Raw genomic sequence first — 15,418 nt, 5'->3', positions numbered from 1 at the left:
GGCTGCTTAGTAACTGTGCGGCATGTCCACGGTGGGACGGCGCAAGCAACCGCCCGCCTGCAACAGATGGAGGACTTCCATGACTGACCAGTACACCTTCCGAAACCCCGTCACCGCTTACGAGCACATCTCTCCCCCTGAGCAGCACCAGCCCGAGCCCGGCCTCGATTCCGAGCTGACACCCAAGGCCGACCTCGGGGAGGACACCTACCGGGGTACAGGCCGGCTGGAAGGCCGGAAGGCGATTGTCACGGGCGCGGATTCAGGTATCGGGGCGGCCACAGCCATCGCCTTCGCCCGGGAAGGCGCCGACGTCGTCCTTTCCTACCTGCCCGAAGAGGAAGAAGATGCTGCGCGGATAGCGGGGATCATTGAGGCCGCCGGCCGCAAGGCCGTCAAAGTACCGGGCGACCTCAAGGATTCTGCCGTATGCCGCGAACTGGTCGATACCGCGGTGGAAACGCTCGGCGGCATCGACATCCTGGTCAACAACGCCGGCAAGCAGGTGGCCCAGGAAGAGCTGGGGCAGATCAGCGACGAGCAGTTCGACCACACCCAGAAGACCAACGTCTACGCCATGTTCTGGTTGACCAAGGCCGCCCTGCCGCACATGCCGGCAGGCTCCACGATCATCAACACCACGTCAATCCAGGCCTACAACCCCTCGCCAACACTGGTGGATTACGCCACCACCAAGGCCAGCATCAACAACTTCACCAAGGGACTCGCCCAGCAGCTGGCCCCCAAGGGGATCCGGGTCAACGCCGTGGCGCCAGGCCCCATTTGGACCCCGCTGCAGGTCAGCAGCGGACAGCCGAAGGAAGAATTGCCCGAATTCGGACAGTCCACTCCCCTGGGCCGCGCCGGCCAGCCAGCGGAACTGGCGCCGGCCTACGTCTTCCTGGCCTCCCCCGAGTCCAGCTACGTAGTGGGTGAGACGCTGAACGTCAACGGCGGCAGCCCCACGCCTTAGCGGTTGATCCACGACGGCGGCACTCGCCACAAAGGCCCGCGCCGCCGTCGCGGGTGGCCTGGGTGGCCGCCGCGAAGGACGCTACCAGCAGTTCCAGCGGCGGTGGCGCCTGGCCTTCCGGCAGGGCATTGACCAGCAGCGGAGCGTACCGGATCTTGTTTCCACTGCGTCCGCCGAAGAACCGCCGCAGCTGCGCCGGGACCGTCTTTTCGCGCAAGGAGGGCTGGTTCTGCAGCAACCGGAACGAGGCCAGCTCACCTTGCTCGTCAATGACGTCAAGGACGCCATCCACACCCAGGGCGCGGATCAGCTCGTCTTCCAGGTCCACGTGGCAGACGTGGAAACCAAGCTCCTCCAGGTCACCCGGACCGATCCCCGCCCGGGCCAGCGCGCGGGCTATGCCCGGCGATTCCCGTGCATCGCACAAACCCAGGAGCCGGCGGCCTTCTCCCCGGGGCCCATAACGGTCAAGGAAATGGATGATGCTGGTGGCACCGCCCATGGGAACGATCGACACCCCCAGGGCAGCAAGATCGTGGCCCCTGCGCAGGGCGAGCGCCCGGACCGCGGCACGGTCACTTTCACCCTCGACCAACACTGTTGTGGGCTGCATCCTCCCAGTATGCGGGACACCCTCCTGATGGTCTTGGCTCAACGAAAGCCGAGGTGTAGATTCCAATACTAAGGAGGCTGAGTATCGAGGTGCACGACGACAGTCGACAGTTACGGAAAGCAGTCATGGATGATCCACGGCAGACAGCCCGGAAGTACTTGGAACAGCACGTCATCACACTGGACAGCTTGTGGGCCAGGTACTGGGCCAACGGCGGCAGCGCCAAACCGCTGGAGCTGGAGGCTTACCTCTACCAAGCCAGGGAACCCTCGCCCTTCGACCTTGAAGTTCTCACGTGGGCCTTGGAAGACCTCGACGCAGAGTCACGGCAATAAGCCTGCAGCGGGATAATTTTGATGGAGCCCCCTGCCGGATTCGAACCGGCGACCCCCTGTTTACAAGACAGGTGCTCTGGCCAACTGAGCTAAGGAGGCGGACCCGGCGTTCCGGGACCAGCCCCGGCGAACCGGAGCAAGCGTAATTCAGCGCTAGATAAGGGTAGCCCAGACGATCCCCCGCACGGAAATCAGCCGGGCAGGACAACGGCGGCCGGCACAGGACAACGGCGGCCGGCCGCGCCGGGGAACATGCCCCAGACGGCGACCTGCCGCCGTCGTCCGTGTCGCTAACCTAGCCCTTTGCGTCGATCGCGGTCTGGATCTCAGCGCTCAGGTCCGTGGTGCCGTCCCACTGCTTGCCGTCGATGAAGACCGTAGGCGTGCCGGTGACGCCGATTGCGGCGGCTTCCTGGGTGGCGACCTTGACGTAGGGGCGGAACTGCTTGTTCTCGATGCAGGAGTCGATGTTGGCTGCGCCCACCTCAGTGGCCATGGCCTTGAGGTCGTTATCGGAGATGCCCGCGCCGCCTTCGGCCGGCTGGCGCTCGAAGAGCAGGTTGAAGAATTCCGCGTACTTCTCCGGCGAGGAGTTCACCACGCAGGCAGCGGCATTGGCCGCACGGGAGGAGTAGTTGGTGGTGGACTGGCGGTCCAGGAACCCGAGCGGGCGGTACTCCAGGGAAATTTTGCCCTCGTTGCGCAGGTTGGTCAGCGACTCCCCGTAGGTGGTCTCGAAGCGCTTGCAGACGGGGCAGATGAAGTCGATGTACGCGATGACCTTGACCGGCTTGCCGGCCTCGGCTTCGCCGCCGGGTACGGTCACGCTGGCGGGCTTGGTGGCCGGAGGCGACGGGACGTCCGCCACGTTGACGGTCGCCGGCTCCGATTTGGCGACCTCGGTGTTGGCAAGCAGCGTCACGCCGCCGTGCACGTTGCCGTTGGCGGGCGTGGGACCGCTGTCCGCGACGGGCGCGCTGTTCTGCATGTTCTGCACCACCACCAGGGCGATGATCACGAGGATCGCTACGACGGCAACCACGATGCCCCACAGGACCAGCATCTTGTTGCGCTTGTCCTTCTTCAGCTGTTCTTCGCGGATCCTGCGCGCTTGTTCCCGGGCCTGGGCGGTCTTCTCGGCCTTGGACAGGCGCGGTTCGTTTGCGGGGCTCATCAAATCCTCGTGGTTACTCGGGGTCGTAGTGGCAACGGGGTCAGTTTACGGGAGCAAACCTGAAGATTCGCCGCGTGTGCAGTGACCCGGTTGTTGAACGATCAACGGTGGTACATGATTCCGCCGGTAGGCTGGGAGGTGAGTCACAGCAACCCCAGGGAGCAGTAATGCAGGATTTGGCAAGCGAAAAACTCACTACGGAAGAGGGCGTCAGGGCATCTCCCACGGGGAAGCCGACGGCGAGCACCTTCGACTTCATGGTGGTGTCCAACCGCCTGCCCGTGGACCGGTGCGAAGACAACGGCTGGCGCCGCTCGCCGGGCGGCCTCGTGACCGCCCTCGCCCCGATGATGACCAAGACAGACGGCGCCTGGGTGGGCTGGCACGGGGCACCGGATGAAACCGTGCGTCCGTTCAGCCATGAGGGCATGGACCTTGTGCCTGTCCAGCTCAGCAGCCACGACGTGGAGCTGTACTACGAGGGCTTCTCCAACGCGACCATCTGGCCGCTTTACCATGACGTGATCGCGCCGCCGGAGTTCCACCGTACGTGGTGGGATTCCTACCGCCAGGTCAACAAGAAGTTCGCCGACGCCGTCATCCGCCACGCGTCGGACGGGGCCACCGTGTGGGTGCAGGATTACCAGCTCCAGCTGGTCCCCCGCATGCTGCGGGAGGCACGCCCGGACCTGAAAATCGGCTTCTTCAACCACATTCCCTTCCCGCCACCGGAAATCTTTGCGCAGCTTCCGTGGCGCCGGGAGATTATCGACGGCCTGTTGGGCGCCGACCTGCTGGGCTTCCAGCGGCCCAGCGACGCCGGCAACTTCATGCGCTCGGCCCGCCGGTTCCTGGGCGCCAGCGTCAAGCAGCAACAGGTCCACGTCAAGGGACCGGACGGCAGCATCACCCACATTGCCCGCGCGCAGTCCTTCCCGATTTCGATTGATGTGGACCAGATCAGGGAACTGGCAGCCCGGCCTGACATCATCGAGCGCGCCCGGCAGATCCGCAAGGACCTGGGCGACCCCAAGACCATCCTCCTGGGCGTCGACCGGCTGGATTACACCAAGGGCATCGGCCACCGGCTCAAGGCTTTCGAAGAACTCCTGGCCGACGGCCACATCAAGGTCGAGGACGCCACGCTGATCCAGGTCGCCAGTCCCAGCCGCGAGCGTGTGGAGCAGTACCGCCTCCTCCGCGAGGAGATCGAGGGCACCGTGGGCCGCATCAACGGCACCTACGACACCATCCAGAACACCGCGGTCCGCTACCTCCACCACAGCTATCCCGTGGAGGAGATGGTGGCCCTGTACCTTGCAGCGGACGTCATGCTGGTGACCGCCCTGCGGGACGGCATGAACCTGGTGGCCAAGGAGTACGTCACGGCTCGTTCAAATGACGACGGCGCGTTGGTCCTGAGCGAGTTCGCCGGGGCAGCCGACCAGCTGAAGCAGGCCTTCCTGATCAACCCGCACGACATCGACGGCCTGAAGTCGGCGATCCTGGGCGCGGTCAATCTGTCGCCCAAGGAAGCCCGCCGGCGCATGAAACTCATGCGCAAGCAGATCCTGGACCACGACGTCGACCACTGGTCCGCGGAGTTCCTCGCCGCCCTCGACGAGAAAGTGGTCCGCGATGACAGCTGAGCGGCCAGCCCTGACCCTGTCGCCCGAGCTTCTGGATGCGGTGCGCCGGATCGCGGGAACCGAGCACCTCCTGGTGGCCCTGGACTTCGACGGCACGCTCGCCCCGATCGTGGACCACGCCGAGGACGCCCGCCCCCTGCCGCGTTCGGCCGCGGCTTTGGAGAGCCTCGCCACCCTCCCCCGCACGACGACGGCACTCATCTCGGGCCGCGCACTGGACAGTTTGCGGCTGGTCGCCTCGCCACCTGCCGGCTCCCTCCTGATCGGCAGCCACGGCGCCGAAGTATGGCTCGGCGAAGGTTCACTGGGGCTTGAGCTGGACGAAGCCCAACGGGCCCGGCTGGCCGGAGTCCGCGATGTCCTCGCGGGAATCGTCAACGTCGCGCCGGGCACTTTGTTGGAGGACAAGCCGGCTGGAGTTGTCCTCCACACCAGGCTTGCTGACGACGACGTCGCGGAAGACGCCGTCGAGGCTGCCCTCCGCGAGTTGCGGGACCAGCCGGGCGTGTACCTGAAAACCGGCAAGCGGGTGCTGGAAACCTCCGTGGTCAAGGCCTCCAAAGGCGAAGCCGTGGAGTTCCTGCGCCAAGCCACCGGTGCCACGGCGATCCTGTTCGCCGGCGACGACGTCACGGATGAAGACGCCCTGGGCAGGCTCATGGGAGATGACGTGGGGATCAAAGTGGGCCTGGATTTCACGCAGGCCCAGTACCGCGTGGAGGCCCCGGTCCACGTCGCCGAGCTCCTCGAAGCGCTGCTGAAGGAGCGCCGCCGCGCCGTCCAGCAAGCAGCAGGCCAGACCGGGCAGTGACCAAAGCAACATGTGACGTTCGTAACATTTCGACAGGAAGTCAAAAAGTCTGACATACTCTTGGATGTGACGTGACGCACAGTACCGTGCGGCGTCGCACTGCTCCTCCCCGGTCTTCGGCCGGGGAGTTCAACTGAACAACAAGAACCATTCACTACGGATCGTCCGGCACGTACCTGCCGGTGAAGGGATTGATAACTGTGGCAACAGTTACTTTTGACAACGCTACGCGTCTGTACCCGGGCACTGATAAGCCCGCTGTCGACAAGCTCAACATCGACATCGCCGATGGCGAATTCCTGGTCCTCGTTGGACCCTCCGGTTGCGGTAAGTCCACCTCCCTGCGCATGCTCGCAGGTCTTGAGGACGTGAACGCCGGCCGCATCCTGATCGGTGACCGTGACGTCACGGATGTTCCGCCGAAGGACCGCGACATCGCAATGGTCTTCCAGAACTACGCTCTCTACCCGCACATGACTGTTGCCGACAACATGGGCTTCGCCCTGAAGATCGCCGGCGTTTCCAAGGAAGAGCGCGCCGAGCGTGTCCGCGAAGCCGCCAAGCTCCTGGACCTCGAGCAGTACCTGGACCGCAAGCCGAAGGCGCTCTCCGGTGGTCAGCGCCAGCGTGTTGCCATGGGCCGTGCAATCGTTCGTAACCCGCAGGTCTTCCTCATGGATGAGCCGCTGTCCAACCTCGACGCCAAGCTCCGTGTCCAGACCCGTACGCAGATCGCATCCCTGACCCGCCGCCTGGGCGTCACCACGGTTTACGTGACGCACGACCAGGTTGAGGCCATGACCATGGGTGACCGCGTTGCAGTCCTCAAGGACGGCCTCCTCCAGCAGGTCGACACCCCGCGCAACCTCTACGACCGCCCGCAGAACGTGTTCGTGGCAGGCTTCATCGGCTCCCCCGCCATGAACCTGCTGGAACTGCCGGTTGTTGACGGCGGCGTCCAGTTCGGCGGCACCGTTTACCCGGTCAAGCACGACGTCCTGGACGACGCATCCGGCAAGACCGTCACCGTTGGTACCCGTCCGGAAGACCTGGAGACCGTCGGCAACGGCGAAGGCCTCCAGGTTGAGGTCGATGTCGTTGAAGAACTCGGCGCCGACGCCTACGTCTACGGCCACACCATCCTTGACGGCAAGAGCCACGACATCGTGGCCCGCGTCGACGGCCGCCGTCCTCCGATGAAGGGCGAGTCCATCTTTGTCCGTCCGCAGCAGGGCCACGTGCACCTGTTCGACACCAAGACCGGTCTCCGCCTGGGCGACTAGTCGCATTATGCAGTGCTGACAGCGGCCCGACCCTCAACGGTCGGGCCGCTCTCTCGTTAACCCATCTCCGGCGAAAGAACGGCATGAACACGACGGACAACCTGATCCCCTTGCCCCGGCACGTCACGCCCCTGGACGGCCAGGTTTTCACGCTTCAGCCCACGGCACGGATCATCGCTGAGGGCGCTGCCCGGACCGCTGCCGGGCAGCTGCAGCTCCTGCTGCAGCGCGGCACCGGCTTCGAACTGCCGATTGCCACCCATTCCTCGTCGGGTGACATTTCGCTGGAGTTGGTGGAAACGCTCGACGGCGGCCCCGAGGCTTACGGGCTCACCGTCACCGATGACGCCATCAGGCTGACAGCGCAAGCACCGGCCGGGTTCTTCAACGCAGTCCAGACCCTGCGCCAACTCTTCCCGGCCTCCGTGGAGCAGCCCCTTACGCCCCACGGTGCCCCACACGCCACGCCGGACGCGGGCACGTGGGTGATTCCCGGCGTCGTTATTCATGACGCCCCCCGCTTCCAGTACCGCGGGCTCATGCTGGACGTCGCCAGAAGCTTCTTCACGGTTGAAGAAGTGAAGGAGCAGATTGATGTCATGGGCCAGTTCAAGCTCAACGCCCTGCACCTTCACCTCACGGACGACCAAGCCTGGCGCATCGAAATCCAGCCGCCGGCGGACAACCCTTCCGGCCTGGACTACGGGAACCTCACAGCCGTGGGCGGCGCCGTCAACCACCCCGGAACCGGATTGGGACCGGGCCGCACCGGTTTCTATACGCAGGAAGACTTCAAGGACATCCAACGCTATGCGGCGGCGAGGAACGTCCTGGTGGTTCCGGAGATCGATCTTCCCGGCCACGTCAATGCAGCCCTGGCCGCTATCCCGCAGCTGAACCCTGACGGCCGGCCCCAACCCATGAACACCACGGGCGACGTCGGCTACTCGACCTTGGACGCCGGTCTTCCCGTTACCTATGAGTTTGTCCGTGAAGTCCTCGGCCAACTGGCTTCCATCACCACGGGTCCTTACCTCCACATCGGAGGCGACGAAGCCCTGGTGACCGGCCACGACAACTACGTCACCATGGTCCGCGAATTCGCCCGTATCGGGGCCGAAACCGGCAAGACGGTGGTGGGCTGGAACGAATACGCCGAGGTTGACCTGCCGGATGGCGCTGTAGTGCAGTACTGGCACGGCGGCTTCGACCCCGTGGTGGAGAAGGCCGGCGCCGGCTCACCGGTGCTCATGTCACCTGCAGCCACCACCTACCTCGACCAAAAGTACGATCCCGGCTCGCCCATCGGTCTGTCCTGGGTGGAAGGCGGACCGTTTACATGGGCCGAGTACTACGACTGGGACCCGGTGCAGGGCGGACTGGCGGAGCACCAGGTGCTTGGCGTCGAGGGTCCGCTGTGGACGGAAACGGTACGTGGCAACCGACAGGCGTACTGGCTTCAGTACCCGCGTGCGGTTTCCCTCGCCGAAGTCGCATGGTCCAGCCGGCCGGCCCGGGACCTTGATGGTTTCCGACGCCGGTTGGGCACCTTGGGTGAAAGGCTCAGCAGGCAGGGTGTCCCGTTCCAGGAGGCGCCCGGGGTCCAGTGGTCGGCACGGCCGTCCGACCCCTTCGCGGACACGATGGGAACCAACAGCGACGAGTACGGAACAATTGAGGCATGAGCGAGACGAACGAAGCCCAGTGGCACGACGAACCGACGGACTACGGGCAGATCGGCAAGCTCCCGCGCACCGAGGCAGCGAGCGCCCAGGACTCCACGCCCCCGGCCGGTGTCATCGGTTCGCTCAACATCACCGCTGCCGCGGCTGACCCGGAACTGCTGGACCTGCCGTGGCACATTGCCCTGGAGGACTGGCCGGCGGAATACCTGGCCGCGCTCCCCCGGGGTATCTCACGCCATATTGTCCGTTTCGCCCACCTTGGTGGCTCTGTCATCGCCATCAAAGAAACCTCCGAACACGTAGCCCGCCATGAGTACCACATGCTGCGGAAGCTCGCCCGGCTGGACGTCCCCTGTGTTGAGCCCGTCGCGGTCATCACGGGCCGGACCACGGCCGATGGCAAGCCGCTGAACCCGGTCCTCGTCACCCGGCACCTGAAGTTCTCCATGCCGTACCGCGCACTGTTCTCGCAGATGCTGCGCAAGGACACCCTGACCCGCCTCATCGACGCCCAGGCCCTGTTGCTGGTCAGACTGCACCTCATCGGCTTCTATTGGGGCGACGTTTCCCTGTCCAACACCCTTTTCCGCCGTGACGCCGGAGCCTTTGCCGCCTACCTGGTGGACGCTGAAACGGGCGAGCTGTACCCGGACCTTTCCATGGGCCAGCGGGAGTACGACCTTGAAATCGCCCGGGTCAACATCGCCGGTGAGCTGATGGACCTCCTGGACGGAGGCCTCATCGAAGAGAAGGTGGATCCGGTGGCCACCAGTGAGCTGATCATGGACAGCTACCGGCGGCTGTGGGCCGAGCTGACCGGGAAAGAGTCCTTTGAGCTCGGCGAGCGTTGGCGCGTAGGTGCCCGTATCCGCCGCTTGAATGAGCTCGGCTTCGACGTCGAGGAATACGCCATCAAGACCACCGCGGACGGATCCACCATCCAACTGCAGCCCAAAGTCGTCGACGCCGGCCACCACCAGAGGCGTTTGCTTCGCCTTACCGGCCTGGATGCCCAGGAGAACCAGGCCCGCAGGCTGCTGAACGACATGGACCAGTTCCGGGCCGACAACAATCCCGAACTGGATGAGGAAATCAGTGCCCACGCCTGGGTGAGCCAGATCTTCGAACCCATCGTCCGCTCCATCCCCCGCCACCTCGCCGGGAAACTGGAACCGGCCGAGGTTGTCCACGAAGTTTTGGAACACCGGTGGTACATGAGCCAGAAGCAGGACAGGTATGTTCCCCTTGCCGAGACCGTGCAGTCCTACCTGGACTCCGTGTTGCAGCACCGCCGTGACGAAGCCGCCATCATGCTGAATCCTGATACGGAACTGCTGAAGATCCTCGAGGTGGAAGTGGAGGAATCGAGCCGCTACGACGAGGTCGACGAATACCCGGACGCCGACGACTGACTCAGGGTTCCAGGGTCTCGGCAAGTCCGGCGAGCACGGGTTCGCGGCCCAGTTCAATGTGTGAGTAGGCCAGCGAATACGCCAGTTCGGGGCGTCCCTGGAGGATGGCGCTGCAGAGCTGGGTGTGCTCGTCCCGTTGAAGCTCATGGCTGCGGTTGTGGGCCAGGCCGAAAATCCAGCGCATGCGTCCGAACAGGGGTTTCACGGACTCCATCAAGAGCCTGTTGCCGGAGAGGCGCACTATCTCCGTATGCAGTTGTGCGCTGATCAGCGTGACGTCGTCCATGCGGCCGTCGTCGATCGCCGCGTTGGAAGCCTCCATCAGCTCCTCCAGGCGGGCGCCCGATGCGCCTTGAGCAACCCGGGTGGCAGCCATCCTTGCGGCAAAGGTTTCCAGGCAGAGGCGGACATCAAAGAGCTCGTTGACGTCGGTCAGGGTCAGCTGGCGCACCACGGCGCCACGGCGCGGGAACGTTGCAACGAACCCGTCTTGTTCCAGGCGCTGGATGGCCTCACGCACCGGGATCCTGGACACACTGTACAGATCGGACAGTTCCCTCTCGCGCAGACGCGAACCCCGGGCGAAAGTACCCGTGACGATGCCTTCGAGCACCAGTTGGTAGACCTGTTCCGCGCGGGCCTCATCGTCGCGGCCATTGGCAGGTTCCGGCGTCGCCTGGGCCACAGCACAACTTCCCTTCAATCCGGCATCATGATCTGAAGCCGGCTCAACACGCCAGCTTCTTCCCGAGCTTACACGTGCTGGGAGATCTTGCAGGGCAGGCCTCGGTAGCATACGGCTGGTATTCCAAGTGGGGATCCTTCTTGGTCTCTTGCCTTCCATTTGTGGGAATTAAGCTATTTTGGTATTCAATGCGGCGCCCTCCCAGCTTCGGGTCCGCAGAGCCCAACGGACACAAGGAGCAACGTTTGAATACCCTGATCCGCGCCGTCCGCCCTTGGGGACAGGCCCTCAGCGACGTCAGTATTGTTGCCGACCACGCAGGCGGGAAGATCACTGCCATCGAGCCCCACGATCCTCAACGCGCAGTCCCGGAAGGCACCGACATCGTCCAAGGCCGCAACCGGATATTGGTTCCATCCTTCTCGGACGTCCACGTTCATCTGGACTCCACGCGGATCGGACTGCCATTCAGGGAGCACACCGGAGGGCCGGGGGTGTGGAACATGATGATGAACGACCGCATGAACTGGCGCAACGCCGAGGTCCCGCTGCAGGAACGGGTCAACACCACCCTGGGCCGCATGATTGCCCGCGGCACCACACGCGTGCGCTCGTACGCGCAAGTGGACGTCGACTGCAGGCTTCAGCGCTTCGAAGCCGTGGCCGGGGCCAAGGAGAAGTTCTCCGACAAGGCCGGGGTGGACATCATCGCGTTTCCACAGGCAGGTTTGTTGAGGGAAGAAGGCACCGTGGAACTCATGGAAGAGGCCCTGAAAGCGGGCGCCGACGTCGTGGGCGGCATCGATCCGTGCTCATTGGACCGTGATCCTGCACGGCATCTGGACATCGTCTTCGGGCTGGCTGAGAAGTACCAGGTACCGATCGACATCCATCTGCACGAACCCGGTGAGCTCGGGGTCTTCAGCACGGACCTGGTGCTGGAACGGACACGCGCCCTGGGCATGCAGGGTAAGGTGACCATGTCCCACGCCTACCAACTGGGCAGCGTCAGTGAGGCCACCACACGGCGGCTCATCGAGGCCTTCGCCGACCTCGATGTGTCCCTTGCCTCGGTTGCCCCGGCTGCGTCCGGCCAGCTGCCCATCCCCCTGCTCACGGAAGCCGGCGTCCGTCTGGGCCTGGGCGAGGACGGCCAGCGGGATTACTGGTCCCCCTACGGCAACACCGACATGCTGGACCGGACGTGGCAGTTGGCCTTCACCCACGGCTTCCGTCAGGACGAACTCATTGAGCACTGCCTGGCTATCGCCACCATCGGCGGGGCCAGCATCCTGGATCCGGACGCAAGGCGGCTTCAGGGCGTAAGGCACCGTCCCGGCGTCGAGGTCGGCGACCCGGCCGAGCTCCTGCTGGTGGACGGTGAGACGGTGGCTTCCACCGTGATGGACCGCGGCCAGGATCGCACGGTGATTCATGCCGGCAAGGTGGTGGCCGACCGGCTGGAACTGGTCTAGGGACTATTCGCCCCGGGCTGTCGGAGCATCATCCAGGGGTGTCCACCACGTCACCGGCGGGGTGACCTTGAAGCGCCTGCCCGTCACGGTGTCAGGGGTGATGCGGATGAATTGGTCCTTCTGCCCCGCTTCCCAGGGAAACAAAAGGAGGCCAATGGTATCCAGCACCTCCTGTGTCAGCGTCACTGCCGACGCCTGACCCTTCGCCACAACGCTCCAGGCAACGCCCGTTTCAGCGTTAACGCCGTCAGCCTCGATGGCCACAGGGGCATCGCTCAACGCTGCGTGGAGCTTGGTCCGTTCGCCCGTACGGAAAACCATGCTGCCGTGGTCCACTTTGTAGTTCACGGGAAAGATGTCGGGGTGGTCATCCACCAGGACTGCCAGGCGTCCTACGGAAACGCTGCGCAGAAGCTCCCAGCACTCGTTGGCCGGCAGGATCTCCGTAGCAGGGGTGTCTTGTTCATGGGTGCCCGATGAGTTCATACCGCTGAGGATACGCCGCGTGGCCCCTGCCCCGACAGGGCACGGACCGTGCCTGACTGGCGAGGGGCCACGCGAACTGTCCTAGATGGCTTTGCCAGGGTTCAAAATGCCTGCAGGATCGAACAGCTCCTTGATGCGGCGCTGCAGCTCCCGCACGGCCTCGGGCTGCTCAAGCCCCAGCCACCTGAGCTTGTACTGCCCAACGCCGTGTTCGCCAGTGATGGTCCCGCCCATTGCCAGGCCAACGCGGATGGATTCATCCAAGGCAGCATTGAGCCGGATCAGGGCATCAGCGTCCGTTGCAGGGTCCACCCGGTCCAGCCAGAACGTGGGGTGCAGGTTGCCGTCCCCGGCGTGCGCCACCACCTTGAGTTTGACGTTGAAGCGGATCGCCATGGCCTCGAGTTCGGCAACGAAGTCCACCAGGCGGGACCTGGGCACGGCGATGTCCTCACCCACCCGGAACTCGTCGTCCACTTCCACGCCGCGGCTGTTCCGGCGTAGTTCCACCAGCATTTCCGCTTCGGCGCTGGGCTCCATGGTCACGGTGGCGCCGGTGTCCGCAAGCACCCGCCTGACGACGTCAGCTTCGGCCGCGGCACCAAAACCGTCCGTCTGCACCAGCAGCAACGATCTGCCGCGCTTCTGGAGATCCGAGCCGTTGATATCGTCCAGCTGCTCCAGCGTCCCGTTGTCCAGGAGCTCCATGATGGCGGGTTGAACCCGTGCCTTGCCTACGGCCAACACCCCTGCGGCGGCACTGCGGAAGTCCTGGTAGAACGCGGCGATGGTGTGGATCTCCCGGGGCAGGTACTTCAACCGGACGGTGATTCCCACCACAATCCCGAGCGTTCCTTCCGAACCCACCAAAAGCGCCGTCAGGTCGTAGCCGGCCACCCCCTTGAACGTCTGGTGCCCCGTGTGCAGAAGCGATCCATCGGCCATGACCACATCCAATGCGAGCACGGAATCCCTGGTGACGCCGTACTTGGCACACCGCAATCCGCCGGCATTGGTTGCCACGTTGCCGCCGATCGTCGACATCTTGTAGCTCGCAGGATCCGGCGCGTACATCAGGCCATGGACAGCGGCGGCAGCATTAAGGTCGGCATTAATGACGCCAGGTTCGACCACGGCAGTTTCGTCATCAGGGTTGAGGTCCAGGATGCGGGTCATCCGTTCCAGGCTGAGCACGATACAGCCGGCGGTTGCGTGCGCACCTCCGGATACACCGGTACCCGCCCCGCGGGGGACAATCGGCACATCATGGGCAGCGCACGTGCGGACGATCAGCTGTACGTCGCCTACCGATTCCGCCCATACGACGGCGAGGGGCAGGTGCCGCTCGGGCAACGGCCCTTGGTCTGCCGAGTAGGTGGTGCGGGTGGCATGACCTTCGTCCACCTGACCCCGCCCCAGTCCCTGGACAAGTTCGTCCAGGAAGGCACGCTCCGCAGCAGTGGGGCTGCCGCCGTCCACGTTGACGAGCGTCCGCTCCTTGATGTTTTCCTCTGTTGTTCCGGCCATGACCGTTTCGTCTGACAAGGTGGTTCCTCCACATGAGCACCGCGGACACGCCAAACCGGCAGTCTTCGCAGTGTTTTCAGTCATCACAGTCTAGCCACCGCGACCTCACAAGGGAGAAAGCCTTTCCACGGACGCAGCTAGCGCAACTGCCGCTCCATGATGAGCTCCCTTTTGCTGGTGTCCTGTGGGTAGGGTTTGCTCGCCCCTGTCGGAGTAAACCCGTGCCGCGCATAGAAAGCCAGTGCCCGTGCGTTGTCTTGGTGCACTCCAAGCTCCAGGATGGCGGCATCCAATTCCTCGCGGGCCGCCGCGCAAGCCTGGTCAAGGAGCTCGTCGGCAAGACCAAGGCCACGGTGTTGCGGCGCTACGTACACGCTGATCAGGACAGCCTGAAGCGGCCTGTCCGGTTGTTGAGGGTCTTTGACCACCACCCTCATCAACCCGGACAGCGGCCCGCCGTCCGAGCCGGTATCCGCCACCAGGGTGACACTGCTGTCTCCTGCCATCGCGGCCGCGCGTTCCTGCCATTGGGTATCGGTTTGTCGCCGCGCCGATTCCAGGCTCTCCACATAGGCCATGGGAGTATCGGCAAGCATCTCGAGGCGGACCTTTTTCAGCAGGGGCCAGTCTTCAGCCCTGAGCCTGCGGACCCTAAGCAACCGCCCCACCCATGAACCTCACGTATCGATCCAGGACGCGGGGCCACCCTTCGGCATATGACTCCCGGCTGGCGGCCGGGTCCTCGGCACCTTCCCAGCCGTCGTGGACCAGGCGCACCTCGGTTCCGCCGTCGACGGCACGGAAAGACACCCGCAGCTCGGTGGACCACAGGGGCGTGCTTGCGGGATGCCAACTGGCGTGGAAAGACAGCGGAGGCTGCCAGTCATCAATGGTCCCCCACAAAGATGTGCGGCCGTCTTCGGCTGTTTCCAGGATCATGTTCTCTTCGAACTCGACGTGGGAGCCGGCGCCAAAGACACTCTCGTCTTCAAGCGGCCACCACAGATGCGGGTGGTCTGTGAAGCCCATGAAAGCGTGGGGTACATCGGCGGGAACCACCACCGTGACCACAAGCGGCTCCAGGTCGAAGGCCTCCGGGGAAGGTGCGGCCGGGTCCGGCTCGGGATGGCTGAAAAGACTGTCCATGAGCAACAACTCTACCTGTGGTGATGTTTGCCGGGCTTAAATGGGTGGAGCCCCGACCGTCGTGGTCGGGGCTCCTCCGTTGAAGTGTGTCCGGCGGTGTCCTACTCTCCCACACCCTCCCGGGTGCAGTACCATCGGCGCTGTGGGTCTTAGCTTCCGGGTTC

The 15,418-nt window shown here is 64.4% G+C and carries 15 protein-coding genes, 1 tRNA gene and 1 rRNA gene; 8 read left to right on the top strand and 9 right to left on the bottom strand.

Features of this window, described 5'->3' with window-relative positions; genetic code table 11:
* The first annotated feature begins 79 nt into the window (after nt 1–79).
* Nucleotides 80–973, top strand: a complete 894-nt coding sequence (locus tag ACSVIE_RS17995; protein WP_442424722.1) for a glucose 1-dehydrogenase — start codon at nt 80–82, stop codon at nt 971–973.
* On the opposite strand, the gene ACSVIE_RS17990 is transcribed toward ACSVIE_RS17995, so the two are convergent.
* Nucleotides 948–1,586, bottom strand: coding sequence for a TOPRIM nucleotidyl transferase/hydrolase domain-containing protein (locus tag ACSVIE_RS17990; protein WP_442424721.1), 639 nt, complete (start codon nt 1,584–1,586; stop codon nt 948–950). The genes ACSVIE_RS17995 and ACSVIE_RS17990 overlap by 26 nt on opposite strands.
* Nucleotides 1,587–1,711: 125 nt before the next feature.
* On the opposite strand from ACSVIE_RS17990, the gene ACSVIE_RS17985 reads away from it, so the two are divergent.
* Entirely contained in the window at nt 1,712–1,921 is a 210-nt protein-coding gene (locus ACSVIE_RS17985) for a hypothetical protein (protein ID WP_426006092.1), read from the top strand.
* A 22-nt stretch (nt 1,922–1,943) separates the two neighbouring features.
* Here ACSVIE_RS17985 and ACSVIE_RS17980 read toward each other — a convergent pair.
* Together ACSVIE_RS17980 and ACSVIE_RS17975 are read right to left on the bottom strand one after the other, a co-directional pair.
* Nucleotides 1,944–2,020: transfer RNA gene (locus tag ACSVIE_RS17980), tRNA-Thr, on the bottom strand.
* A 196-nt stretch (nt 2,021–2,216) separates the two neighbouring features.
* On the bottom strand, nt 2,217–3,095 hold the full coding sequence (locus ACSVIE_RS17975) for a DsbA family protein (RefSeq protein WP_442424720.1): 879 nt from the start codon (nt 3,093–3,095) through the stop codon (nt 2,217–2,219).
* Nucleotides 3,096–3,262: 167 nt separating this feature from the next.
* Between ACSVIE_RS17975 and ACSVIE_RS17970 the strand changes: the two genes are divergently transcribed.
* From ACSVIE_RS17970 to ACSVIE_RS17950, 5 genes are all read left to right on the top strand, one after another.
* Complete coding sequence (locus ACSVIE_RS17970; RefSeq protein WP_426006090.1) at nt 3,263–4,744, top strand: alpha,alpha-trehalose-phosphate synthase (UDP-forming); 1,482 nt, start codon at nt 3,263–3,265, stop codon at nt 4,742–4,744.
* Nucleotides 4,734–5,555, top strand: a complete 822-nt coding sequence (gene otsB / locus ACSVIE_RS17965; protein ID WP_442424719.1) for a trehalose-phosphatase — start codon at nt 4,734–4,736, stop codon at nt 5,553–5,555. Before ACSVIE_RS17970 ends, otsB begins: the two co-directional genes overlap by 11 nt.
* Nucleotides 5,556–5,755: 200 nt before the next feature.
* Nucleotides 5,756–6,838, top strand: coding sequence for an ABC transporter ATP-binding protein (locus ACSVIE_RS17960; protein WP_426006088.1), 1,083 nt, complete (start codon nt 5,756–5,758; stop codon nt 6,836–6,838).
* Nucleotides 6,839–6,921: 83 nt separating this feature from the next.
* Nucleotides 6,922–8,523, top strand: coding sequence for a beta-N-acetylhexosaminidase (locus ACSVIE_RS17955; protein ID WP_442424718.1), 1,602 nt, complete (start codon nt 6,922–6,924; stop codon nt 8,521–8,523).
* Nucleotides 8,520–9,935 carry a DUF4032 domain-containing protein gene (locus ACSVIE_RS17950; RefSeq protein WP_426006086.1) on the top strand — a complete coding sequence of 472 codons (1,416 nt, stop codon included), beginning with the start codon at nt 8,520–8,522 and terminating at the stop codon, nt 9,933–9,935. Before ACSVIE_RS17955 ends, ACSVIE_RS17950 begins: the two co-directional genes overlap by 4 nt.
* A 1-nt stretch (nt 9,936) precedes the next feature.
* Here the strand turns inward: ACSVIE_RS17950 and ACSVIE_RS17945 are convergent, their stop codons facing one another.
* Entirely contained in the window at nt 9,937–10,638 is a 702-nt protein-coding gene (locus tag ACSVIE_RS17945) for a GntR family transcriptional regulator (RefSeq protein ID WP_442424717.1), read from the bottom strand.
* Between the two features lie 227 nt (nt 10,639–10,865).
* On the opposite strand from ACSVIE_RS17945, the gene ACSVIE_RS17940 reads away from it, so the two are divergent.
* The gene (locus ACSVIE_RS17940; RefSeq protein WP_442424716.1) at nt 10,866–12,095 is read left to right on the top strand and encodes an amidohydrolase family protein; all 1,230 of its coding nucleotides are present in this window, start codon (nt 10,866–10,868) and stop codon (nt 12,093–12,095) included.
* Nucleotides 12,096–12,098: 3 nt separating this feature from the next.
* On the opposite strand, the gene ACSVIE_RS17935 is transcribed toward ACSVIE_RS17940, so the two are convergent.
* From ACSVIE_RS17935 to rrf, 5 genes are all read right to left on the bottom strand, one after another.
* On the bottom strand, nt 12,099–12,581 hold the full coding sequence (locus ACSVIE_RS17935; protein WP_442424715.1) for a pyridoxamine 5'-phosphate oxidase family protein: 483 nt from the start codon (nt 12,579–12,581) through the stop codon (nt 12,099–12,101).
* An 81-nt stretch (nt 12,582–12,662) separates the two neighbouring features.
* On the bottom strand, nt 12,663–14,108 hold the full coding sequence (locus ACSVIE_RS17930) for an FAD-binding oxidoreductase (RefSeq protein WP_442424763.1): 1,446 nt from the start codon (nt 14,106–14,108) through the stop codon (nt 12,663–12,665).
* Nucleotides 14,109–14,245: 137 nt separating this feature from the next.
* Nucleotides 14,246–14,776 carry a GNAT family N-acetyltransferase gene (locus tag ACSVIE_RS17925; protein WP_442424714.1) on the bottom strand — a complete coding sequence of 177 codons (531 nt, stop codon included), beginning with the start codon at nt 14,774–14,776 and terminating at the stop codon, nt 14,246–14,248.
* The gene (locus ACSVIE_RS17920; protein WP_426006081.1) at nt 14,760–15,254 is read right to left on the bottom strand and encodes an SRPBCC domain-containing protein; all 495 of its coding nucleotides are present in this window, start codon (nt 15,252–15,254) and stop codon (nt 14,760–14,762) included. Before ACSVIE_RS17920 ends, ACSVIE_RS17925 begins: the two co-directional genes overlap by 17 nt.
* An 88-nt stretch (nt 15,255–15,342) precedes the next feature.
* Nucleotides 15,343–15,418, bottom strand: a 5S ribosomal RNA gene (rrf, locus tag ACSVIE_RS17915); the annotation flags it as partial.

Source organism: Paenarthrobacter sp. NCHU4564 (assembly GCF_052156435.1).
Lineage (GTDB): Bacteria > Actinomycetota > Actinomycetes > Actinomycetales > Micrococcaceae > Arthrobacter.
Note: the sequence above shows the minus strand (reverse complement) of the source record. Positions and strands in the feature narration are given on the sequence as shown.

Coding starts and splice junctions, on each gene's coding strand:
- ACSVIE_RS17995 (WP_442424722.1), top strand. CDS start 80: ATGACTGACCAGTACACCTTCCGAAACCCCGTCACCGCTTACGAGCAC.
- ACSVIE_RS17990 (WP_442424721.1), bottom strand. CDS start 1,586: ATGCAGCCCACAACAGTGTTGGTCGAGGGTGAAAGTGACCGTGCCGCG.
- ACSVIE_RS17985 (WP_426006092.1), top strand. CDS start 1,712: ATGGATGATCCACGGCAGACAGCCCGGAAGTACTTGGAACAGCACGTC.
- ACSVIE_RS17975 (WP_442424720.1), bottom strand. CDS start 3,095: ATGAGCCCCGCAAACGAACCGCGCCTGTCCAAGGCCGAGAAGACCGCC.
- ACSVIE_RS17970 (WP_426006090.1), top strand. CDS start 3,263: ATGCAGGATTTGGCAAGCGAAAAACTCACTACGGAAGAGGGCGTCAGG.
- otsB (WP_442424719.1), top strand. CDS start 4,734: ATGACAGCTGAGCGGCCAGCCCTGACCCTGTCGCCCGAGCTTCTGGAT.
- ACSVIE_RS17955 (WP_442424718.1), top strand. CDS start 6,922: ATGAACACGACGGACAACCTGATCCCCTTGCCCCGGCACGTCACGCCC.
- ACSVIE_RS17950 (WP_426006086.1), top strand. CDS start 8,520: ATGAGCGAGACGAACGAAGCCCAGTGGCACGACGAACCGACGGACTAC.
- ACSVIE_RS17935 (WP_442424715.1), bottom strand. CDS start 12,581: ATGAACTCATCGGGCACCCATGAACAAGACACCCCTGCTACGGAGATC.
- ACSVIE_RS17930 (WP_442424763.1), bottom strand. CDS start 14,108: ATGGCCGGAACAACAGAGGAAAACATCAAGGAGCGGACGCTCGTCAAC.
- ACSVIE_RS17920 (WP_426006081.1), bottom strand. CDS start 15,254: ATGGACAGTCTTTTCAGCCATCCCGAGCCGGACCCGGCCGCACCTTCC.